14 protein-coding genes and 1 tRNA gene are annotated in these 18116 nt (G+C 48.4%); 12 read left to right on the top strand and 3 right to left on the bottom strand.

Annotated features, from left to right (window positions below):
- Nucleotides 1-23 precede the first annotated feature (23 nt).
- A complete protein-coding gene (locus AC2A06_RS11625; RefSeq protein WP_473197513.1) occupies nucleotides 24-248 on the bottom strand; it encodes a DUF2594 family protein in 225 nt (74 codons plus the stop codon).
- Between the two features lie 1158 nt (nucleotides 249-1406).
- Between AC2A06_RS11625 and uvrY the strand changes: the two genes are divergently transcribed.
- The 4 genes from uvrY (at nucleotide 1407) to AC2A06_RS11645 (ending at nucleotide 4718) form a co-directional block, all read left to right on the top strand.
- On the top strand, nucleotides 1407-2063 hold the full coding sequence (gene uvrY / locus AC2A06_RS11630; RefSeq protein WP_473197514.1) for a UvrY/SirA/GacA family response regulator transcription factor: 657 nt from the start codon (nucleotides 1407-1409) through the stop codon (nucleotides 2061-2063).
- Nucleotides 2056-3888 (top strand): excinuclease ABC subunit UvrC, encoded by a 1833-nt coding sequence (uvrC, locus tag AC2A06_RS11635; protein ID WP_473197995.1) that lies wholly within the window; start codon nucleotides 2056-2058, stop codon nucleotides 3886-3888. Before uvrY ends, uvrC begins: the two co-directional genes overlap by 8 nt.
- A gap of 58 nt (nucleotides 3889-3946) precedes the next feature.
- Nucleotides 3947-4498, top strand: coding sequence for a CDP-diacylglycerol--glycerol-3-phosphate 3-phosphatidyltransferase (gene pgsA / locus AC2A06_RS11640; protein ID WP_023490411.1), 552 nt, complete (start codon nucleotides 3947-3949; stop codon nucleotides 4496-4498).
- 144 nt (nucleotides 4499-4642) lie between these two features.
- Nucleotides 4643-4718: transfer RNA gene (locus AC2A06_RS11645), tRNA-Gly, on the top strand.
- A 163-nt stretch (nucleotides 4719-4881) separates the two neighbouring features.
- Here AC2A06_RS11645 and AC2A06_RS11650 read toward each other — a convergent pair.
- A complete protein-coding gene (locus AC2A06_RS11650; protein WP_484380360.1) occupies nucleotides 4882-5643 on the bottom strand; it encodes an SDR family NAD(P)-dependent oxidoreductase in 762 nt (253 codons plus the stop codon).
- 99 nt (nucleotides 5644-5742) lie between these two features.
- Here AC2A06_RS11650 and AC2A06_RS11655 point away from each other — a divergent pair, with 99 nt between their 5' ends.
- Complete coding sequence (locus AC2A06_RS11655; protein WP_484380361.1) at nucleotides 5743-6627, top strand: LysR family transcriptional regulator; 885 nt, start codon at nucleotides 5743-5745, stop codon at nucleotides 6625-6627.
- Between the two features lie 462 nt (nucleotides 6628-7089).
- Here the strand turns inward: AC2A06_RS11655 and AC2A06_RS11660 are convergent, their stop codons facing one another.
- The gene (locus tag AC2A06_RS11660) at nucleotides 7090-7242 is read right to left on the bottom strand and encodes a hypothetical protein (RefSeq protein ID WP_484380362.1); all 153 of its coding nucleotides are present in this window, start codon (nucleotides 7240-7242) and stop codon (nucleotides 7090-7092) included.
- A 70-nt stretch (nucleotides 7243-7312) separates the two neighbouring features.
- Here AC2A06_RS11660 and AC2A06_RS11665 point away from each other — a divergent pair, with 70 nt between their 5' ends.
- From AC2A06_RS11665 to AC2A06_RS11695, 7 genes are all read left to right on the top strand, one after another.
- Nucleotides 7313-10018, top strand: a complete 2706-nt coding sequence (locus AC2A06_RS11665; protein ID WP_484380363.1) for a type VI secretion system Vgr family protein — start codon at nucleotides 7313-7315, stop codon at nucleotides 10016-10018.
- Nucleotides 10015-12045 carry a phospholipase D-like domain-containing protein gene (locus AC2A06_RS11670; protein ID WP_484380364.1) on the top strand — a complete coding sequence of 677 codons (2031 nt, stop codon included), beginning with the start codon at nucleotides 10015-10017 and terminating at the stop codon, nucleotides 12043-12045. The genes AC2A06_RS11665 and AC2A06_RS11670 overlap by 4 nt, the downstream gene beginning before the upstream one ends.
- The gene (locus tag AC2A06_RS11675) at nucleotides 12045-13325 is read left to right on the top strand and encodes an SEL1-like repeat protein (RefSeq protein ID WP_484380365.1); all 1281 of its coding nucleotides are present in this window, start codon (nucleotides 12045-12047) and stop codon (nucleotides 13323-13325) included. The genes AC2A06_RS11670 and AC2A06_RS11675 overlap by 1 nt, the downstream gene beginning before the upstream one ends.
- A gap of 48 nt (nucleotides 13326-13373) precedes the next feature.
- Nucleotides 13374-14651 (top strand): SEL1-like repeat protein, encoded by a 1278-nt coding sequence (locus AC2A06_RS11680; RefSeq protein ID WP_484380366.1) that lies wholly within the window; start codon nucleotides 13374-13376, stop codon nucleotides 14649-14651.
- A 48-nt stretch (nucleotides 14652-14699) separates the two neighbouring features.
- A complete protein-coding gene (locus AC2A06_RS11685) occupies nucleotides 14700-15983 on the top strand; it encodes an SEL1-like repeat protein (RefSeq protein ID WP_484380367.1) in 1284 nt (427 codons plus the stop codon).
- Nucleotides 15984-16501: 518 nt separating this feature from the next.
- On the top strand, nucleotides 16502-16759 hold the full coding sequence (locus AC2A06_RS11690) for a PAAR domain-containing protein (RefSeq protein WP_484380368.1): 258 nt from the start codon (nucleotides 16502-16504) through the stop codon (nucleotides 16757-16759).
- Between the two features lies 1 nt (nucleotide 16760).
- Complete coding sequence (locus AC2A06_RS11695) at nucleotides 16761-17987, top strand: hypothetical protein (protein WP_484380369.1); 1227 nt, start codon at nucleotides 16761-16763, stop codon at nucleotides 17985-17987.
- The last annotated feature ends 129 nt before the right edge of the window (nucleotides 17988-18116 follow it).

Here is an 18116-nt window from a genome sequence, read left to right on the forward strand (position 1 = left end):
AGTCTGCCCATCAAAAGAGATGATTATTGGCGGTAGCCATGTTTAATCTGTTGAATACTGTTTTGGAAGATTTCAGCTTGAGCGGGATCTTCAATTTGCGCTGCAAAACGCTCCAGATTGATGATGACCTTACCCGCGTCGGCTTGACCAATCGCTTTTAAAATCAGTGTCAATGTGGCTTTAAGGCAGGCAACTTCTGTTGCCAGTGCTTCTGGGGTGGTAGAGGTAGTGAAATCAATATTGCTCATTTTATCTCCTGATTTTAAGATTTTCGGCAGCAGTTAGCCGTATATAGCCTAAATAATTCGATTTGCTTGTAGGCGGCAAGTGATGGAATCCCCAGGGGCATAGCTAACTATGTGACTTGGGTGAACGACAAATCCGCATGGAGCGGATTTGAACGCCGCTGGCGGCGGCCCTGTAAAGGGCGAGTCTCATGGATGAGACGAGTAACCACAGCCAACACCCAAGCAATTTGAAGTATGACGGGTATAGTCAAATTTATTCAAATTGCAGCCAGAAGGCAACTCAGTATAGCAATGTGTCACCGCTGGTTGAAGAGAGTGGTTTCTGAGTCCGGTTCTAGGCCGAAGTATTCATTGTCGTGATGCACGTACTTGCTATCTATCAGCAACCTATTAGCAACATAAGTGGGGCTGCGTGTAAATATTAATGGTTTACTTTTAAGTCATTGAATAAATATTCAGTTCATAATTATTGATATTTTAGCTGGTTTTTTAATCAAATTTCAAATTCTCATGATGACAGAAGAAATTTTCGCTGAAAGTTAAAGCGGGTCATTAATATACACCAAATAATTTGATGTACTTGTGCGAAGCCAGCGAGTGAGTCACCAGCAGTAGGAATGATTACTGCGGTTGGTACGCTCATTTTTGGCTTATTTTCATGCAATTATTGGTGTGGTGAGTTAATTTTTGCTTATTTTTCATGTGGTTGGGTTGGCGTCTTTTAATGCCTAGGTTAATTTTACCGTTAAACAGCCCTGGGTGGTGCGTGGTTTGAACGGTTCTGTATGATATTGGTTGAATTAATTGAACCCTAACTGGTTAAAGGGTAAGATTTTCGACTGATTTTGCAAGGTAACTCGAGAGTTCGCGTTAATCTGTATTCATTATTTGCCGAAAATCAAGTAATATTCATTTATACATGTCGTCATTCAAGTTGCTGAATGGGAGTGTCCTCTGACCAGACCCAAAGGTGGCGAAGGTAATCATCCAAGGTTATCGGAGTTTTTGCCGAATAATGCAGCAAACGAGTCAGCTGCTGAGACAGAGCTGGTTATGTGACTGGGTGAGGGTTCAACCAATACTCCAGCAGCTGAGTGCTGTTGGATATAATGACAAAGGTTGATTGATTACGTTACTCCCTTATTTGGAGATTTTTCCTTGATTAGCGTTCTTCTTGTTGATGACCACGAATTGGTGCGCGCAGGGATACGACGCATTCTTGATGATATCAAAGGCATCAAAGTAGTTGGGGAAGCTCAATGCGGTGAAGACGCCGTTAAATGGTGCCGCAGCAACTCCGTTGATATCGTTTTGATGGATATGAATATGCCGGGGATCGGGGGGCTGGAAGCTACCCGTAAAATTGTTCGTTATTCGCCTGATATCAAGGTTATCATGTTGACCATCCACACTGAGAATCCTTTGCCAGCCAAAGTGATGCAGGCGGGGGCTGCAGGTTACCTGAGTAAAGGGGCCGCGCCGCAAGAGGTTATTAATGCTATTCGTTCGGTACATGCCGGTCAGCGTTATATTGCCTCTGATATTGCGCAAAAAATGGCGTTAAGCCAGTTGGAGCCTCAGGCAGAAAATCCGTTCAGCACCTTATCTGAGCGTGAATTACAAATTATGTTGATGATTACCAAAGGGAAGAAGGTGAATGAGATATCAGAACAACTGAATCTCAGCCCTAAAACGGTAAATAGTTACCGTTACCGTATGTTTAGTAAGCTAAATATAAGTGGAGACGTTGAATTAACACATTTAGCCATCAAACATGGGTTATTCAATGCGGAGAGATTGTCAAACAGTGAATAGCTGTTTTGATGCTCAGGCATTTCTTAAAACCGTCACCAGCCAGCCAGGCGTCTACCGGATGTATGATATGGCTGGTACGGTTATCTATGTGGGTAAAGCCAAAGATCTTAAAAAGCGTCTCGCGAGCTATTTTCGTACCCAAGTCAACAGCCGTAAAACTGAAAACTTAGTTAAAAACATTGTTCAAATAGACGTTACTGTTACACATACCGAAACTGAAGCACTGTTGCTGGAACATAATTACATTAAACTGTACCAGCCACGGTATAATGTTCTGTTGCGTGATGATAAATCTTATCCATTGATCTTTTTGAGTGCAGACACTCATCCTCGGCTTTCAGTACACCGTGGGGCTAAGCATGCCAAAGGTGAATACTTTGGGCCATTTCCTAATTCCCATGCGGTGCGAGAAACGTTGGCGCTATTGCAAAAACTGTTTCCTATCCGCCAATGTGAAAACAGTGTTTACCGTAATCGCTCACGCCCATGCCTGCAGTACCAGATAGGGCGTTGTTTGGCCCCCTGTGTGACCGGGTTAGTGAGTGAAGAGGAGTATCAGCAACAGGTGGATTATGTGCGCCTGTTTTTATCCGGTAAAGATCAGCAGGTCTTGCATCAATTGATTGAACGCATGGAGAACGCCAGCAAACAGCTTAATTTTGAAGAAGCGGCGCGTATTCGTGATCAAATTCAAGCGGTTCATCGTGTCACAGAGAAACAGTTTGTTTCCGGTAATAGTGATGACCTGGATGTGATTGGTGTCGCTTTTGATTCAGGTATGGCTTGTGTACATGTCCTGTTCATCCGTCAGGGCAAAGTGCTTGGCAGCCGCAGCTATTTCCCGAGAGTGCCGGGGGGGACCGAGTTAAGTGAAGTGGTACAAACCTTTGTCGGGCAGTTTTACTTACAAGGAAGCCAAATGCGGACTCTACCGGCGGAGATCTTGTTGGACTTTACCTTGCCGGAAAAAGAGTTGCTGGCGGCTTCATTGAGTGAATTGGCCGGCCGCAAGATCCAGATTCAGAGCAAACCGCGTGGTGATCGTGCGCGTTATCTAAAATTGGCGCGAACCAATGCTTCAACGGCGTTGGTGACCAAGCTCTCTCAGCAATCTACTATCCACCAACGGTTAGCTGAGTTGGCAAAAACCCTCAATCTTGCTGAAATTAATCGCATGGAGTGTTTTGATATCAGCCATACCATGGGGGAACAAACCATAGCCTCTTGTGTGGTGTTTGACAGTAATGGTCCACTGCGGGCGGAATATCGCCGTTACAATATTACTGGCATCACGCCGGGTGATGATTATGCGGCAATGGCGCAAGTATTGAAACGGCGTTATGGTAAGGCGTTAGAAGAGAAAAAAATCCCTGATGTGATCTTTATTGATGGTGGTAAAGGGCAGTTGGGCATGGCGGTTGATCTTTTTAATTCGTTGAGTGTTCCCTGGGATAAAAACAAACCATTGTTAATTGGCATTGCAAAGGGGAGTGACCGTAAAGCTGGGTTGGAAACGTTGTTCTTCAAACCGGAAGGAGAGGGGGTTTCGTTGCCACCGGATTCTCCTGCTTTGCATATTATCCAGCATATCCGTGATGACTCGCATCACCATGCCATCACCGGGCATCGCCAGAAGCGAGCGAAAGTTAAAAATACCAGTTCATTGGAGTTGATTGAGGGCGTTGGTTCAAAACGGCGTCAAGCATTGTTAAAATTTATGGGCGGTCTGCAACCATTATTGAACGCCAGCGTTGAGGAAATTGCAAAAGTGCCAGGTATTTCACAAGCATTAGCAGAAAAGATCTACAATGCATTGAAACACTGAGGGCAATGTAGCAACATACTCTTAAATCTCACTCTTGCCAGATAGCTATAGTAGCATTATGCAATTGAATATACCGACTTGGCTTACCCTGTTTCGCGTAGTACTGATCCCATTCTTCGTTTTGGCATTTTATTTGCCATTCGCTTGGGCCCCGATGCTGTGCGCTATCATTTTTGTGGTTGCGGCTGTTACCGACTGGTTCGACGGCTTTTTAGCCCGACGCTGGAAGCAGACAACACGCTTTGGTGCTTTCCTTGATCCGGTGGCAGACAAAGTGATGGTCGCGGTAGCACTGGTATTGGTCACGGAGCACTATAATGTATGGTGGATGACTTTACCGGCGGCCACCATGATCGCGCGTGAGATTATTATCTCTTCACTACGTGAATGGATGGCTGAAATTGGCAAGCGCAGTAGTGTGGCGGTTTCCTGGATTGGCAAAGTGAAAACGACAGCACAGATGATGGCGTTGGTGGGGCTATTATGGCGACCCAGTTCCGTCATGCTGCATTGGTCGTTTGTGTTGTTGTTCTATATCGCTACGGTGCTGACATTCTGGTCGATGTTCCAGTATTTGAATGCAGCGCGTAAAGATTTGCGCGCTCCATGATAGAAGCGCTGCAAAAATCGGCAAACGAACGTGATGATTCAATAATTGTATTGACTCATCACGTCAGGTAAGTAGAATGCATCGCATCGGACGGCAGTGATGAATTGCTGAAAGATTGAAAACTATCAGTTAGTTCTGATTAATGCGGGAATAGCTCAGTTGGTAGAGCACGACCTTGCCAAGGTCGGGGTCGCGAGTTCGAGTCTCGTTTCCCGCTCCAAATCTCCTTCCAGTAGTTGCTTTGTTAGTTCCATAACACACTGAAATCAAAATATAAATTTTCTAAATAACTTCTGTGTGGTAGCGCAAACCTACTCAAAACCAGACCTGTTAAACTCCACTGACCCGCATTTAGCTTTTGCAAGCTGCCGCAGTAAAATCACTCACAATCTGACTCCACCAATGGTAAAGCCTCCGTCCACGGCAATTTCCTGACCGGTTACAAATAATGAATCGTCAGATAAAAGCCAGGCAACGGATCCTACCACATCATCCGGTGTCCCGTTTCGACCCAACGCAGCATGGGAGGCGAGTCGGGCTGCCATATCGGGTGAAAGTGCTTCTTCAGCCATTGGACTGATTATGATACCCGGGCTGATAGCATTCACCCGAATTGCACGCGAACCAAGTTCTATTGCAAAAGTTCGCATCATTGCCAATAACGCCCCTTTGCTTGAAGCATAGGCTCCTGCACCGGGCATAACACTATTAATTGTCCATGATGCATTAATCAGGACAGAACCGCTTGCCATAAATGGCAGACAATGTTTGATCGTCAGAAAAGTACCCTGTAAATTCGTGGCAATCGGTAGGTTAAAATCTGCAATATCCGTATCGGCTAATGCTTTGAACTCCCCTAAAACTCCCGCATTGGCAAAGATTGCATCGATTGTGCCAAAGTGTTCAAAGGTTTTTCGAGCGGCGCTTTGAATCTGTTCTTCCTGAGTAATATCACAGGCGATAGCAATAGCCATCCCTCCCTCACGTTCGATTTCTGATACCAGTTTTTTAAGTGGTTCAATCCGTCGTCCAATGAGCGCAAGCTGTGCACCTTCTTTTGCCAAACGCAATGCTGAAGCCTGCCCCATGCCTGTTCCTGCACCTGTGACCAGAACGGTTTTTTTAGTAAATCGTTGTTGTCTCATGTTTTTCTCCAGTTAAATATCAACAACTGGATAGTAATTAATTAATGTTTAAATGATAATTAGCGTAATTGTGTGATTACTTTAAAGTAAAACTATCGAATGGATCTCTTTCGTGCCATGCAAGCTTTCGTGGCGGTAGTACAAACTGGCTCAATGAGTGCTGCCGCTAAACAACTTGATCTTTCCCCTGCGATGATTGGTCAGCATGTTGCTGCACTGGAGGAACGATTAAATACCCGCCTTATCAACCGCACGACTCGGCGTCAGAACCTGACAAATTTCGGATCAAGCTATTTCGAGCAGTGTCGCGATATTCTGGAGCGTCTGGCTCTGGCTGAAATGGAAGCAGAAACACTACAACAGTCACCCAGTGGAAAATTACGCATAACCGCACCGACGACATTTGGTGCAGAAGCATTGATTCCTGCTCTGAAGCGTTATCGTGAACTGGCTCCCGAGGTCAGACTCGATATAGTTCTGACGGATCGTAATGTCGATCTTGTAGGAGAAGGTATTGATGTAGCTTTTCGCATCGGCTCGCTTTCAGATAGCAGTATGATTGCACGCGCGTTAGTACCTTATAGGATGATGATTTGCGCTGCGCCTGATTATCTTGCGCGTCATGGTTGGCCTCGTCATCCTGAAGAGCTTTCTTCTCATGAGGCTATCCTTTTTACATCTGCCGCAAAGTCGTTATGGCGCTTATCAAAGGGTGAAGAGGTCGTCGAAATCGCACCAGCATGCCAGCTTATCGTCAACGGCGGCCAGGCTATTCGAGTGGCTGCTCGCAATGGCCTTGGGATAGTTATGCAGCCTGAAATACTTCTTGCTGCTGATGTTCGAGACGGATTACTTGTTCAACTTTTTCCTGAGTGGCGGTTGAGTGAACGTCCAATGTGGTTGCTTTATTACCGTGACCAGCTTATGACATTGCGTTTGCGTAGTTTTATATCATTCGCTTTGGCGGAGTTCGGCCTAAATTAATCGCAATAGGCAAACAGGAATCCATTATTTAACTTACTTGGACTGCGTCGATCAGTGGTTCCAACATACAACCGCAAAAATAATTAACGGCCACCCGCATCCAGCACAATCCCTCTCTCGGTATCCTTACACTATCAAAGCGTATTGAAGACAGCGCAGCAAAAAGATCAAAGACTCTCATAGCCGTACAACTTACTCGAATCATGGGATTTAGCGCTGAAGCGGCGGTACAGAGTTTACTACTGTGACCCAAGCCCAGTCTGCTAACTGTTTGACTTGAATAATGTAAGCTGTTCGAAATATACTCATTAACCATATTAATGTTCAAGATAAGTAGTCGTGATACTCTGCTGTAAAGGACTATACATCGATACTGCTGATGCTATTAATGGACTATTAGCGGATATTTGGCTGCTTGTGTTAGCAGTAAAGTTAATCCTCACAGAATTTGCCAGTGAAACGCTATATCGACAGGCTATTATCCTGGTAGAGAGCATCGATACGAAAAACAATAGCGGTATGCGTTACTGCTCTTTCCATAGTTGCCGTGATATGGCAAACCACCATTACTTCACATTTGGCATCAATCGCTGTTGGGTAAATACATAGGTTCATTCAAGCTCTCCCGCAGGAACTGGGAGCCTGATAATTAGAAAACATCGGATATGATCACGGAGTCAAGAACATGAGCCTGATTGATACACTGCAAAATACCTTGTCGGCAATCACCACCCTGAACCGCTACCACCTGAATATTCCTTCCTGTTCGTCGCCACTGGACGTTGAGGATTTCAGTGGGTCGGAGGCGCTAAGCCAGACTTACCACTACAGCATCCAGTTCACCAGTACTGACAAGACGATTGATGCCGAGCAGTTACTGCGCAAGCCCGCCACACTAAGCATGGGCACCGGCCCCCTGCAGACCTTGCTGCAACAGAAGGTGGTACACGGGGTGATCACCGATTTCAGCCGTATTTCTGGGTCAGCCGACCAGGCGCTGTATCGCATCACCATTGAGCCCTATATCGCGTTGCTGGATAAACAGTTCCGTACCCACCGTTTCTTTATCAATAAAACCGTACCAGAAGTGGTGGCGGAGATATTGGCAGAACACAAGTTCAAGGATTGGGAGTACGAATTCAAGCTGAAGCAAACTTATCCCCGGCGGGCGCAGATCAACCAGTATCAGGAAAGCGACCTGCAGTTTATTGAGCGCTTGCTGGCGGAGGTAGGGATCTTCTATTTCTTCACCCTGCAACCGGACACCCAGACTGAAGTTATCCACTTTGCTGACCGGCAAACCGCTTACCAGTTTGGTAAAAAACTGCCGCTAAACAGCCCATCAGGGATGAGTGACTCGGGGGCGGTGTCGGTATGGGGGCTGAGCTACCAACAAAATGTGGTGGAAGCCAGTGTGACCACCAAGGATTACAATCACCATCAGGCACAAAAAGGTCTGCAATCAACCACTGCCGATATGACGCGGGGTGATGGCGAAGGGGTCACTTATGGTGATGTCTATCACTATCAGGCCCGCCATCTGGAGGATGGGGACAAATATACCCCGGAGGCGGAAACCGGTAACTTCCATGCCCGGTTGGATCATGAGCGTTTTCTGTCACGCCAAATACAAATCAGTGGTAGCAGTACCGACCCCACCCTGAGACCGGGGCAATTGCTGACCATTACGGACAGCACGCTACCCTCAACCTTGCCGGAATTGCTACAAGCACCGATTCTGATGGTTCAGACTGGTTTTACCGCCAGCCGCAAAAATGCCTTGCGGGTGACCTTTGCCGCCGTGCCTTTCAGTGAAACCCTGTGCTGGCGACCGCCGTTAAAACACCGCCCGGTGATCAGCGGTTCGTTGACGGCACGCGTCACCAGCCCGAAAGCCAATGACATCTATGCGCATCAGGATCAAGACGGCTTGTACTGGGTGAAGTTTGATGCCGACCGGGACGCTAAAAAACCCGGTTATGAAAGCATGCCGGTGCGTTTGGCCAAGCCTTATGGGGGGGACACCTACGGCTTTCACTTCCCGTTGATCCAGGGCACGGAAGTAGCAATTGCGTTCCATGAGGGGGACCCTGACAGGCCTTACATCTCGCACGCCTTGCATGACTCACGTCACCCGGACCATGTCACCGAACTGAATAATACCCGCAATATCATTCGTACCGCAGGCCTCAATAAACTGCGCATGGAGGACAAACGCGGGGCTGAGCATATCAAGCTCAGTACCGAATATGCTGGCAAGAGCCAACTGAACCTGGGGCATAACGTTGATCAGGAACGTAAACTGCGCGGTGAAGGTGCCGAATTACGTACCGATAAGTGGGTAGCGGTACGGGGTGGTAAAGGTATTCTTATCACCGCAGATATGCAAGCTACAGCGAAAGGTAACATGCTGGAGATGCAACCAACGCTGGATCGGCTGAAAGATGCCAGTGAGCAGATGAAATCGCTGTCTGATGATGCCAAAACCGCCCAAGGGGAGCCCGCTCAGCTAGAGGCACAGCTTGCTTTTATGCGTGAGCAAATTGAGCAACTCAAGGAAGCGGTAGCGGTACTCAGCGCCCCGAAAGGGATCGCCCTGAGCAGTGGTAAGCATTTACAACTTACCGCAAGTCAAAACCTGATGTTGAATGCCGGGGCTGATGCGGATATGGGGGTCATCAAGCGTCTGTTTATTGGCGTGGGTGAGGGCCTTAGCCTGTTTGTACGTAAGCTGGGGATGAAACTGATTGCCAATCAAGGGCCTGTGACCATCCAGGCGCAAAACGACCAATTGCAATTGTTGGCACGTCTTGGCTTGGAGATCGTCAGTACCGAAGATGAAATACACATTGTCGCCAAGAAGAAAATCATACTCAATGCAGGCGGCAGTTACCTCACGCTGGATCCTTATAAAATCGAACTGGGTACCAACGGTGATTTCATCGTGAAATCCGCTGACTTTTCTTACAATGGTCCGGCGAGTATGCAAGCCAACCATCCTGAATATCCGCCACTGCAGGCCAATATCAAGCAAACGTTACGGCTCAGTTCATTGCTCGCCCCTAACGCGGCGGGTTCGAGTTGGGTGGGGATGCCTTACACCCTGTATGCGGATGGGGCCCCCGTCAGTAAAGGGGTGTTGGACGCCACTGGACAAGTGGAGATTGAACACCAAGTGGTGACGAAAAATTACACACTGGAAATGGCCAACGGCGTTAGCTACAACATCCCGGTAGTGAGTGCATATAGCAACCCAGAGCAAGGGGTGCTGGCTAACAGGGGGCTGCATAACTATTCGGGGCAGGCGAGCGATGTAGGGGAAAACACAAAGTCTCGTAACCTGTATGCAGAAGTGTTAGAAGGACGCAACAATAAGGAAGAAAGCGTATGAGTAAGCCAGAGATTACTGTACCTATCGCGACTTGTGAAACCAATCAGGCCACTATTACTCCTCCCTGGTTTGTCGTCAAAGAGGATGAGTGCAGTCTTACCAAGGCGACGTATAAACCGTTGGTGAATGGCGAAGAAGCATTTGCAGCGGTGTACCACGCAATTGCCAATGCACAAAAAACGGTCGATATTATTTGCTGGGGCTTTCAGCCGTCTATGTTTTTTCTTCGTGATGGTCAAGCACCTTGTATTGGAGAGTTACTCAGAACTCTCGTGCGGGAAAAGCAAGTACAGGTGCGTATTTTGGGGTGGGAAATGCCACTCAATGCTGCAGGAGCCGGAGGCGAGGCTAACTTGCCGGGTAAACCTGGTATAAAGCCTCGCGCTGGGCAAAGTGCCACTGACGAGCAACATGAATATGATAAAAGATGGTTTTTAGAACATACATGGTACGATCTGAAAGTGTTACCAGGCAATTCCGCAGTTTGGCCTAATACGGCAGCCAATACAATGTCAAAAACAACCCAAGCTTGGCCGAACCCACAAGCTAGCGGGATGTCACCTAATACCCAGTTTTGGCCTAATCCAGCGCCAAAAGAAGATAATTTGAAAGGTATAATGGGTGAACGTTGGCCCCTTTTTGTCGGCCGTGGATTTGGTACACTCAATCGAGCAGAAATTGCCTATCGTGCCTCTTTTAAAGCCTTTGACAAAGATCTCAGTCTATCAACAATTGGTGGTCTAGCTGGAGCTCCCTCTCACCATCAAAAAACTGTGCTGGTAGATTTTGAATTACCCGAATCGGCGGTGGGATTTGTTATGGGGCATAATATGCTGGACGAATATTGGGATACTGATGCCCACACCGCAGAGCGTCGCCCTGGTGCAGATTCATTAGAATATCGTGAGAACGTATTCGGTTTTCTCCGGGAGCCCAATAAGGGGCCAACCGGTTTCTTGCCGCGCCAAGATATCTCTAGCCAGGTAACTGGCCCGATTCTGGCTGGCCTGCATAAAAACTTTGCCACCGCCTGGCAGAGGGAAACCGGAGAGGATTTGCTTACTGCCCGCAAGGCTGATGAGGTGGCCAAACGGCTAGAACCTCGGCCGGAATATGGTACGGAACTGCCGGCACAACTGGTGCGCACCCAACCGCAGGAAGGAATGCGTGAGATAGAAGCGCTTTATCTTAATGCGGTGAATAATGCTACTCAGTTTATCTATATTGAAAACCAGTATTTTCGCTGGCCCGCCTTGGCAGAGGCGATCAAAACAACAGCGGCGGCTCAGACAGCCGGGGGTAAACAGGGGGCGATACATCTGTTTGTAACCACCAATGTGACCGACGGCGGAATAGGTGCTGGAACGGTGAATACCCAACGTATGATGGCAAGCCTAGGGCGTGCGGATATGATCCCCGAAGTGACTAAATTGGGTAAGATAAAGAAAATTCCTGTACCTGATATAGATATAGACTTGAGTAATCCCCCTGATAAGGCAGCCATGGATAAATATCAGCAGGAAGTAAAAGAGTATGAAGCGAAAATTGAGGAGATTAAAAGTACCCCTATTATGCAAGGCCCCACTCCCCCAGGCCTGAAAATGCATATCTGCTCGTTGGTGGCGCCAGATTCACCAGGAAACAGTTGGATGCCGGTTTATATCCACTCCAAACTGATGATTATTGATGATGTCTTTACCACCCATGGCTCGGCGAATATCAACACCCGCAGTATGCAGGTGGATAGCGAAATGAATATCGCCCACGATTCGCACCTCGTGACTAAAGCCATGAGGCAACGGTTATGGAAATTGCATACTCAGTCCACTGTAAATACTGATGATTCTGATGGGGAAGGTGAGCAGAAGGATATCACTAAGGCTTGGGGGAATGATCCGGCAAAAGCGTTTGGGGTTTGGGATTTTTTGCTCAAAGAAAACAAGCGACGCCAGAGTAAAAAACTCCCCCCGATAGCTTCAATAATTGAGTTTCTTTATCCCTCTGCAACCTGGGCGGACCTAGACTAATGCGCACCCTATTACTGCTATTTTCCTGCCTGCTGCTGATCGCTTGTGATCCCGGTAGCACAACCAATTCGATTAAAAAAGAGGCCCCGATGGACCCACTTAGTGATATTAAAGCCAAGCTGGCGTTTACCTGCAAACATGAAGTGATCCCTGAACCGAAAGCAGAGGCCGATATGTTGTTTAAATACGCCCGTTGGCTGCAAGTGAATAATCAACTAAAACCGGACCCCAAGGTGGACCAGGAGGTGGATCGGTTGTATCGCATTGCTGCCGCCAACGGCCACGTTAAAGCCAGTATTAACCTGCAAAATGGCGGCATGCGCGGCCAGTTCCATCTACGTAGTGCAGAATATTTACGCATTAGCCAGCAGTTGATTGATGCCAAGGTTGCCTCGGGATACTACTTTATTGCGGTCTATCTGGAACAAGGTGCAGCAGGCTTAAAGCAAGACCCGGAGATGGCGTTGCGTTATTACCGCAAGGCGGCGGATGAGGGCAGTGCGCTGGCACAGACCTATGTTGCTGATAAGCTGGAGCCCATTGATATCGCCCCTGATATCGCGCGCCAAATGCGTCGTTGTGCTGCGGAACAAGGCAATGGAGATGCAGCTTTGGCTTTAGCGATCGATCTTAAAATTGATGGACACTATCAAGATGCATTGAAGATATTTCAATTAGGGGTGGCTGCGGGGAATGAAACGGCAGCCTCTGCTTTAGAGAGCGGATTTCATGGGCCTACTTCCCCCAGTAACATGTATTATCTTGCCTTACAAAAAGATCCCGAGAGAGCCCAGCGTTATGAAAAAATCTGGAAGGTGTTAAGTGACTACTCTTATGCCAACCCCTCAGTACCAGAAATCAATGAGATTGTACCGCTACCCCCGGCACCATTGCCTGCCTGGGACGGTAAGTTGAAATGGCTAGAAGCGCGTGAGGCCAATATTCCACCCCCAAAACCAGCCGAATCACTGATCGCAGAATTGGCACAAGCGAAAAAGCTTAACCCGCTTACCGGTCGCCCTCTGCCAGATTCACCGGATTTTGATAACAACACCGGTGCGCAGTTGTTGTGCCATAGTGGTGACGTTTGCCCGAAAAGTGGTTACTGGGTGGCTTGGTCGGCCTATGGCAGGATCAATCAACAAAATCGCTATTTTAAGCAGGGTATGCTGATGCCCATTGCACGAGTAGAAAGTTATCGACCACGTATTTGGCCGCTGAACCCCAAATATGTGGTGCAGGATATAGCCGTAGAATGGAGCCTCCTAGGCGAAGCATGAGATTAACGCTTATTTTTATCGACTGATTATGTTGAAGGAACAGGACTGATGCGCTGCTTGTTATTGCTTGTTTGTTTTCTGTTGGGCGCCTGTGACCCGGGCAGCGCATCTAGCTCGGTGAAAAAGGGTGTCTCGCTAGACCCACTTAGTGATATTAAAGCCAAGCTGGCGTTTACCTGCAAACATGAGGTGATCCCCGAACCAACGGCAGAGGTCGATGTGCTGTTTAAATATGCCCGTTGGCTGCAAGTGAATAACCAGCTTAAGCAGGACCCCAAGGTAGATCAAGAGGTGGAGCGGTTGTATCGTATTGCGGCTGCCAATGGCCACGTTAAAGCCAGCATTAATCTACAAAATGGCGGCATGCGTGGTCAGTTTCATCTGCGTAGTGCCGAGTATTTACGCATTAGCCAGCAGTTGATTGATGCCAAGGTTGCCTCTGGTTACTATTTTATCGCGGTCTATCTGGAACAAGGTGCTGCGGGCTTAAAGCAAGACCGGGAGATGGCGTTGCGCTATTACCGTAAAGCGGCGGATGAGGGCAATCCGCAGGCGCAGGCTTACGTTGGCAGAAAACTGGCCCCCATTGATATCGCTCCAGAGATTGCGCGGCAAATGCGTCGTTGTGCTGCTGAGCAGGGCAACATCGATGCGGCCGCAATGCTCGCTAGCGATCTTAAAATCAACAAACAATACCAGGCAGCACTGGAGGCCTACCAATTAGGAGTAGCTGCTGGTGATGAAACCTCCGCCTATACATTAGCAAACACATTTTCTGGAGTTCCCGCTAGCGATAGTGGGAACTATCTTGCCCAACAAGCAGATCCCGAACGTGCCCAGCGTTATGAACAAATAAGTAATATACTGGGTAACTATTCCTACGCTCACCCCACTGTGCCGGAAATTAACGAGATTGTGCCGCTACCCCCGGCACCATTGCCTGCCTGGGACGGTAAGTTGAAATGGCTAGAAGCGCGCGAAGCCAATATTCCGCCCCCAAAACCAGCCGAATCACTGATCGCAGAATTGGCACGAGCGAAAAAGCTTAACCCGCTTACCGGTCGCCCCCTGCCAGACTCCCCGGATTTTGATAACAACACCGGTGCGCAGTTGTTGTGCCATAGTGGTGACGTTTGCCCGAAAAGTGGTTACTGGGTGGCTTGGTCGGCCTATGGCAGGATCAATCAACAAAATCGCTATTTTAAGCAGGGTATGCTGATGCCCATTGCACGAGTAGAAAGTTATCGACCACGCATTTGGCCGCTGAACCCCAAATATGTGGTGCAGGATATAGCCGTAGAATGGAGCCTCCTAGGCGAAGCATGAGATTAACGCTTATTTTTATCGACTGATTATGTTGAAGGAACAGGACTGATGCGCTGCTTGTTATTGCTCGTTTGTTTTCTGCTGGTCGCTTGTGACCCAGGCAGTGCATCTAGCTTGGTGAAAAAGGGTGTCTCGCTAGACCCACTCAGTGATATTAAAGCCAAGCTGGCGTTTACCTGCAAACATGAAGAGATCCCCGAACCGACAGCGGATGCCGATATGCTGTTTAAGTACGCCCGCTGGCTGCAAGTGAATAACCAGCTTAAGCAGGACCCCAAGGTGGATCAACAGGTGGAGCGGTTGTATCGCATTGCCGCCGCCAACGGGCACGTTAAAGCCAGTATTAACCTGCAAAATGGCGGCATGCGTGGTCAGTTCCATCTGCGTAGTGCCGAGTATTTACGCATCAGCCAGCAGTTGATCGATGCCAAGGTCGCCTCTGGCTACTACTTTATCGCGGTCTATCTGGAACAAGGTGCGGCTGGCTTAAAGCAAGACCCGGAAATGGCGTTACGTTATTACCGGAAAGCGGCCGATGAGGGAAGTGCACTGGCACAGGCCTATGTCGCTGATAAGTTGGCCCCCATTGATATCGCCCCCGATATCGCACGCCAAATGCGCCATTGTGCCGCTGAACAAGGCAATGGCGATGCGGCACTGGTTCTAGGTAGCGACCTTCAAGATGATGGAGATTATCAAGACGCTCTGGAGGTTTACCAATTAGGGGTGGCTGCAGGTAATTCCACTTCGGCCTCAACGCTAGCAGATGGATTTGCTGGGGCTCTCCCGTCAGATACGTTGAATTATCTTGCCCTACAGAAAGATCCCGAACGCGCCCAGCGTTATGAAAAAATCTGGAAGATACTCAGTAACTACTCCTACGCCCACCCCTCAGTGCCGGAAATTAACGAGATTGTACCGTTGCCCCCGGCACCGTTGCCTGCCTGGGATGGTAAGTTGAGGTGGGTGGAAGCGCGCGAGGCCAATATTCCGCCCACCAAACCAGCCGAATCACTGATAGCGCAACTGGCACAAGCGAAAAAGCTTAACCCGCTTACCGGTCGCCCACTGCCAGATTCCCCGGATTTTGATAAAAACACGAGTGCCCAACTGACATGCCGTAGTGGCGAACTTTGCCCGAAAAGTGGTTACTGGCAGGTGGCTTGGTCAACCTATGGGAGTGTCAATACAAAAAACATCCGTCACTTTAAACAGGGCACCCCGATGCCCATTGATCGTGTAGAGAGCTACCAACCCCGCATCTGGCCGCTTGATCCTAAGTATGTCGTGCAGGACATGGCTGTAGAATGGTGGTTCTTGGGGGAAGCGTAGTGATGTGGTATCTGGATAAATGAAGTCACGGTGAGTACAGGCATTAGGGGCATTGCCGTGAGTGACAGGGAATTTAATTTAGGAACTGAATAGTTATGATGAGAAATAAAAATATCTGGTTGGTCGTCGCCATATTATTAGGTATCGTTGGTTTTTTTAGCACATTCTTTACTATGCTGAGTGCCATGTGTACCGGTGATTGCTCTATAGTTTTCGCAAGGACTACAGCAACTGTGGGCTTATTTTCGTTGGGGGCGGCATTCTTTTCTGCTATTTACTCAGTTTGCCTTTCTGGGAGCGAGGAGAAACGGTCGTCAGGCAATACGCTAGTGAAAATACTGGGTGTTCTGACTGCGCTGATAACAGGTTTTCTTTTTTTCCTGATTATTGTATTTCTCGGCTAGATATAACCCACTCACCTTAAAGGAATGGTTCTGTTTAACTGATTGTTATTTTTTGTTTCCTGCTAAAAAAACTTGAATTTCTTGTTAATAAAACTGACGAGGATGGAATAAAAAATGAAAGGCATTATTCGTATTGGTGATAACAATACCGGCAATGGCTCGGTACTGAGTGGTTCGAGCAAGATGAAATTTATGGGGATTGGCGTAGCGCGCCAAGGTGATCCGGTTAGCTGTTCAAAGCATGGGCAAAACAGTATTGCTGAAGGGCACCCTAGCTTTAAGGACAACGGCGTTCCTGTTGCCTTTAACGGACACCGTTGTGCTTGCGGTTGTGTGCTCATTTCAAGTTTGCCACAAGCAGCGGCAAGCTAACATGGCGATTAATCTTAAACTCATTCCGGCACCGGCCACGCGTCCCGCTCCCCCCAAATGGTGGGTGTGGTTGCTATTACTGATCGTTGCTTTATTTGGTGGCATTGCTTATGCCGTACTCATTAACCAAACAAAAACCGAGATAAACAACCAAGACTTTTGGGAAACAGCGTTGGCTATCCCTGTGTCGTTCTGGCTGTTCTTACTGTTTTTGCGTCTGGTTTGGTATCAGGGGGTATCAGCAATGGCAAATGACTGGGATCGCGATCGTGAGAAAATGATTGAGCACGAAACCCAACGGGGTCGGCGCTCTTTGCAAATATTGGGCCTCAGCCTGAATAGCGCATTGCGCGAGCTTGATGATACAGATGGGCAGACCCAGTGGCACGCATTGCAGGCCAGAACACAGGTGCTTAAAACACAGGCATCCTGGCAGAGTGATAAAGGGATACGCCATAGTCGGTTGGCGCGGCGAGCGGACGAGGCCCTGGAGCCGTTGCTGACCCGTGAATTCACTAACCTGCTGGATGAATTGAGCCGTTTGTTATTGTCGGTACCTGTGGATGTGCCATTGGCATTATTGATAGAAAATCACAGTCGTTTACCTAATGAGCAGGTGCAGGCTCTCTGGCAATCCAGTTGGCAGGCCAGCCAGATCAAACACCGCGTGATACCGGTTGAGGGCAGCGGCCTGGCTGCGGTGGACCAGTGGCTGGATCAACGTGCCCATGAGCAATCGCTGTTACTGGTGGTGGCAATGCAAATTGAACCGGAATCACCGGAAGGGACAGCGGAAGCAGTCATTGGTTTATTGCTGGGAAATCCTCACTTGCAGACTGAACTGGCACCGATGGCCAGCCTGCATCGGCCGGAACAAGCCCATGGAATCGTACCCGAAGACGTGAACTATGCGTTGGTGCAGTCTCTGGATTGGGGGCCAGTGTCTGCAGATGAAGTCACTGCGGGTTACATGATAGGCGTTGATGCAACGTGGCATACGGCGATTGCCATGGGGTTGGAAGGCTCGTCAAGTCCGATAAAAATCGGCCAGGATCTGCAAGATCTGGGCAGTAGTCTGGGCTATCCTGGGCCCGCCGCCCCTTGGCTTGCTGTTGCCTGCGCAGCAGTAGAATGCGCTGGCGGTAAACCTCAACTTATTGTTAGTGGTGATAACCAGGCGAATACACCGCTTTGGGCCACACTGGTCACGCCAGTAACCCAATCATAGGGGGAATCCCTGGGTAGGTAGCAGACGACGCCGTCATGTGACACCACCATTGATATTCATTCGGTATGGTATAACATCCCTTGGCTCGGTTACGGTAATTAATCACCGAGGGATGCCGTGTATCGGTAT

The sequence above is a fragment of the Serratia sp. HNCC26DJ244 genome (assembly GCF_057180565.1).

What these genes read in the sequence shown, in the direction of transcription:
- AC2A06_RS11665 (WP_484380363.1), top strand. Translation starts at nt 7,313, where the DNA reads ATGAGCCTGATTGATACACTGCAAAATACCTTGTCGGCAATCACCACC.
- AC2A06_RS11670 (WP_484380364.1), top strand. Translation starts at nt 10,015, where the DNA reads ATGAGTAAGCCAGAGATTACTGTACCTATCGCGACTTGTGAAACCAAT.
- AC2A06_RS11695 (WP_484380369.1), top strand. Translation starts at nt 16,761, where the DNA reads ATGGCGATTAATCTTAAACTCATTCCGGCACCGGCCACGCGTCCCGCT.
- AC2A06_RS11660 (WP_484380362.1), bottom strand. Translation starts at nt 7,242, where the DNA reads ATGAACCTATGTATTTACCCAACAGCGATTGATGCCAAATGTGAAGTA.
- AC2A06_RS11685 (WP_484380367.1), top strand. Translation starts at nt 14,700, where the DNA reads ATGCGCTGCTTGTTATTGCTCGTTTGTTTTCTGCTGGTCGCTTGTGAC.
- AC2A06_RS11690 (WP_484380368.1), top strand. Translation starts at nt 16,502, where the DNA reads ATGAAAGGCATTATTCGTATTGGTGATAACAATACCGGCAATGGCTCG.
- AC2A06_RS11625 (WP_473197513.1), bottom strand. Translation starts at nt 248, where the DNA reads ATGAGCAATATTGATTTCACTACCTCTACCACCCCAGAAGCACTGGCA.
- pgsA (WP_023490411.1), top strand. Translation starts at nt 3,947, where the DNA reads ATGCAATTGAATATACCGACTTGGCTTACCCTGTTTCGCGTAGTACTG.
- AC2A06_RS11680 (WP_484380366.1), top strand. Translation starts at nt 13,374, where the DNA reads ATGCGCTGCTTGTTATTGCTTGTTTGTTTTCTGTTGGGCGCCTGTGAC.
- AC2A06_RS11650 (WP_484380360.1), bottom strand. Translation starts at nt 5,643, where the DNA reads ATGAGACAACAACGATTTACTAAAAAAACCGTTCTGGTCACAGGTGCA.
- AC2A06_RS11675 (WP_484380365.1), top strand. Translation starts at nt 12,045, where the DNA reads ATGCGCACCCTATTACTGCTATTTTCCTGCCTGCTGCTGATCGCTTGT.
- AC2A06_RS11655 (WP_484380361.1), top strand. Translation starts at nt 5,743, where the DNA reads ATGGATCTCTTTCGTGCCATGCAAGCTTTCGTGGCGGTAGTACAAACT.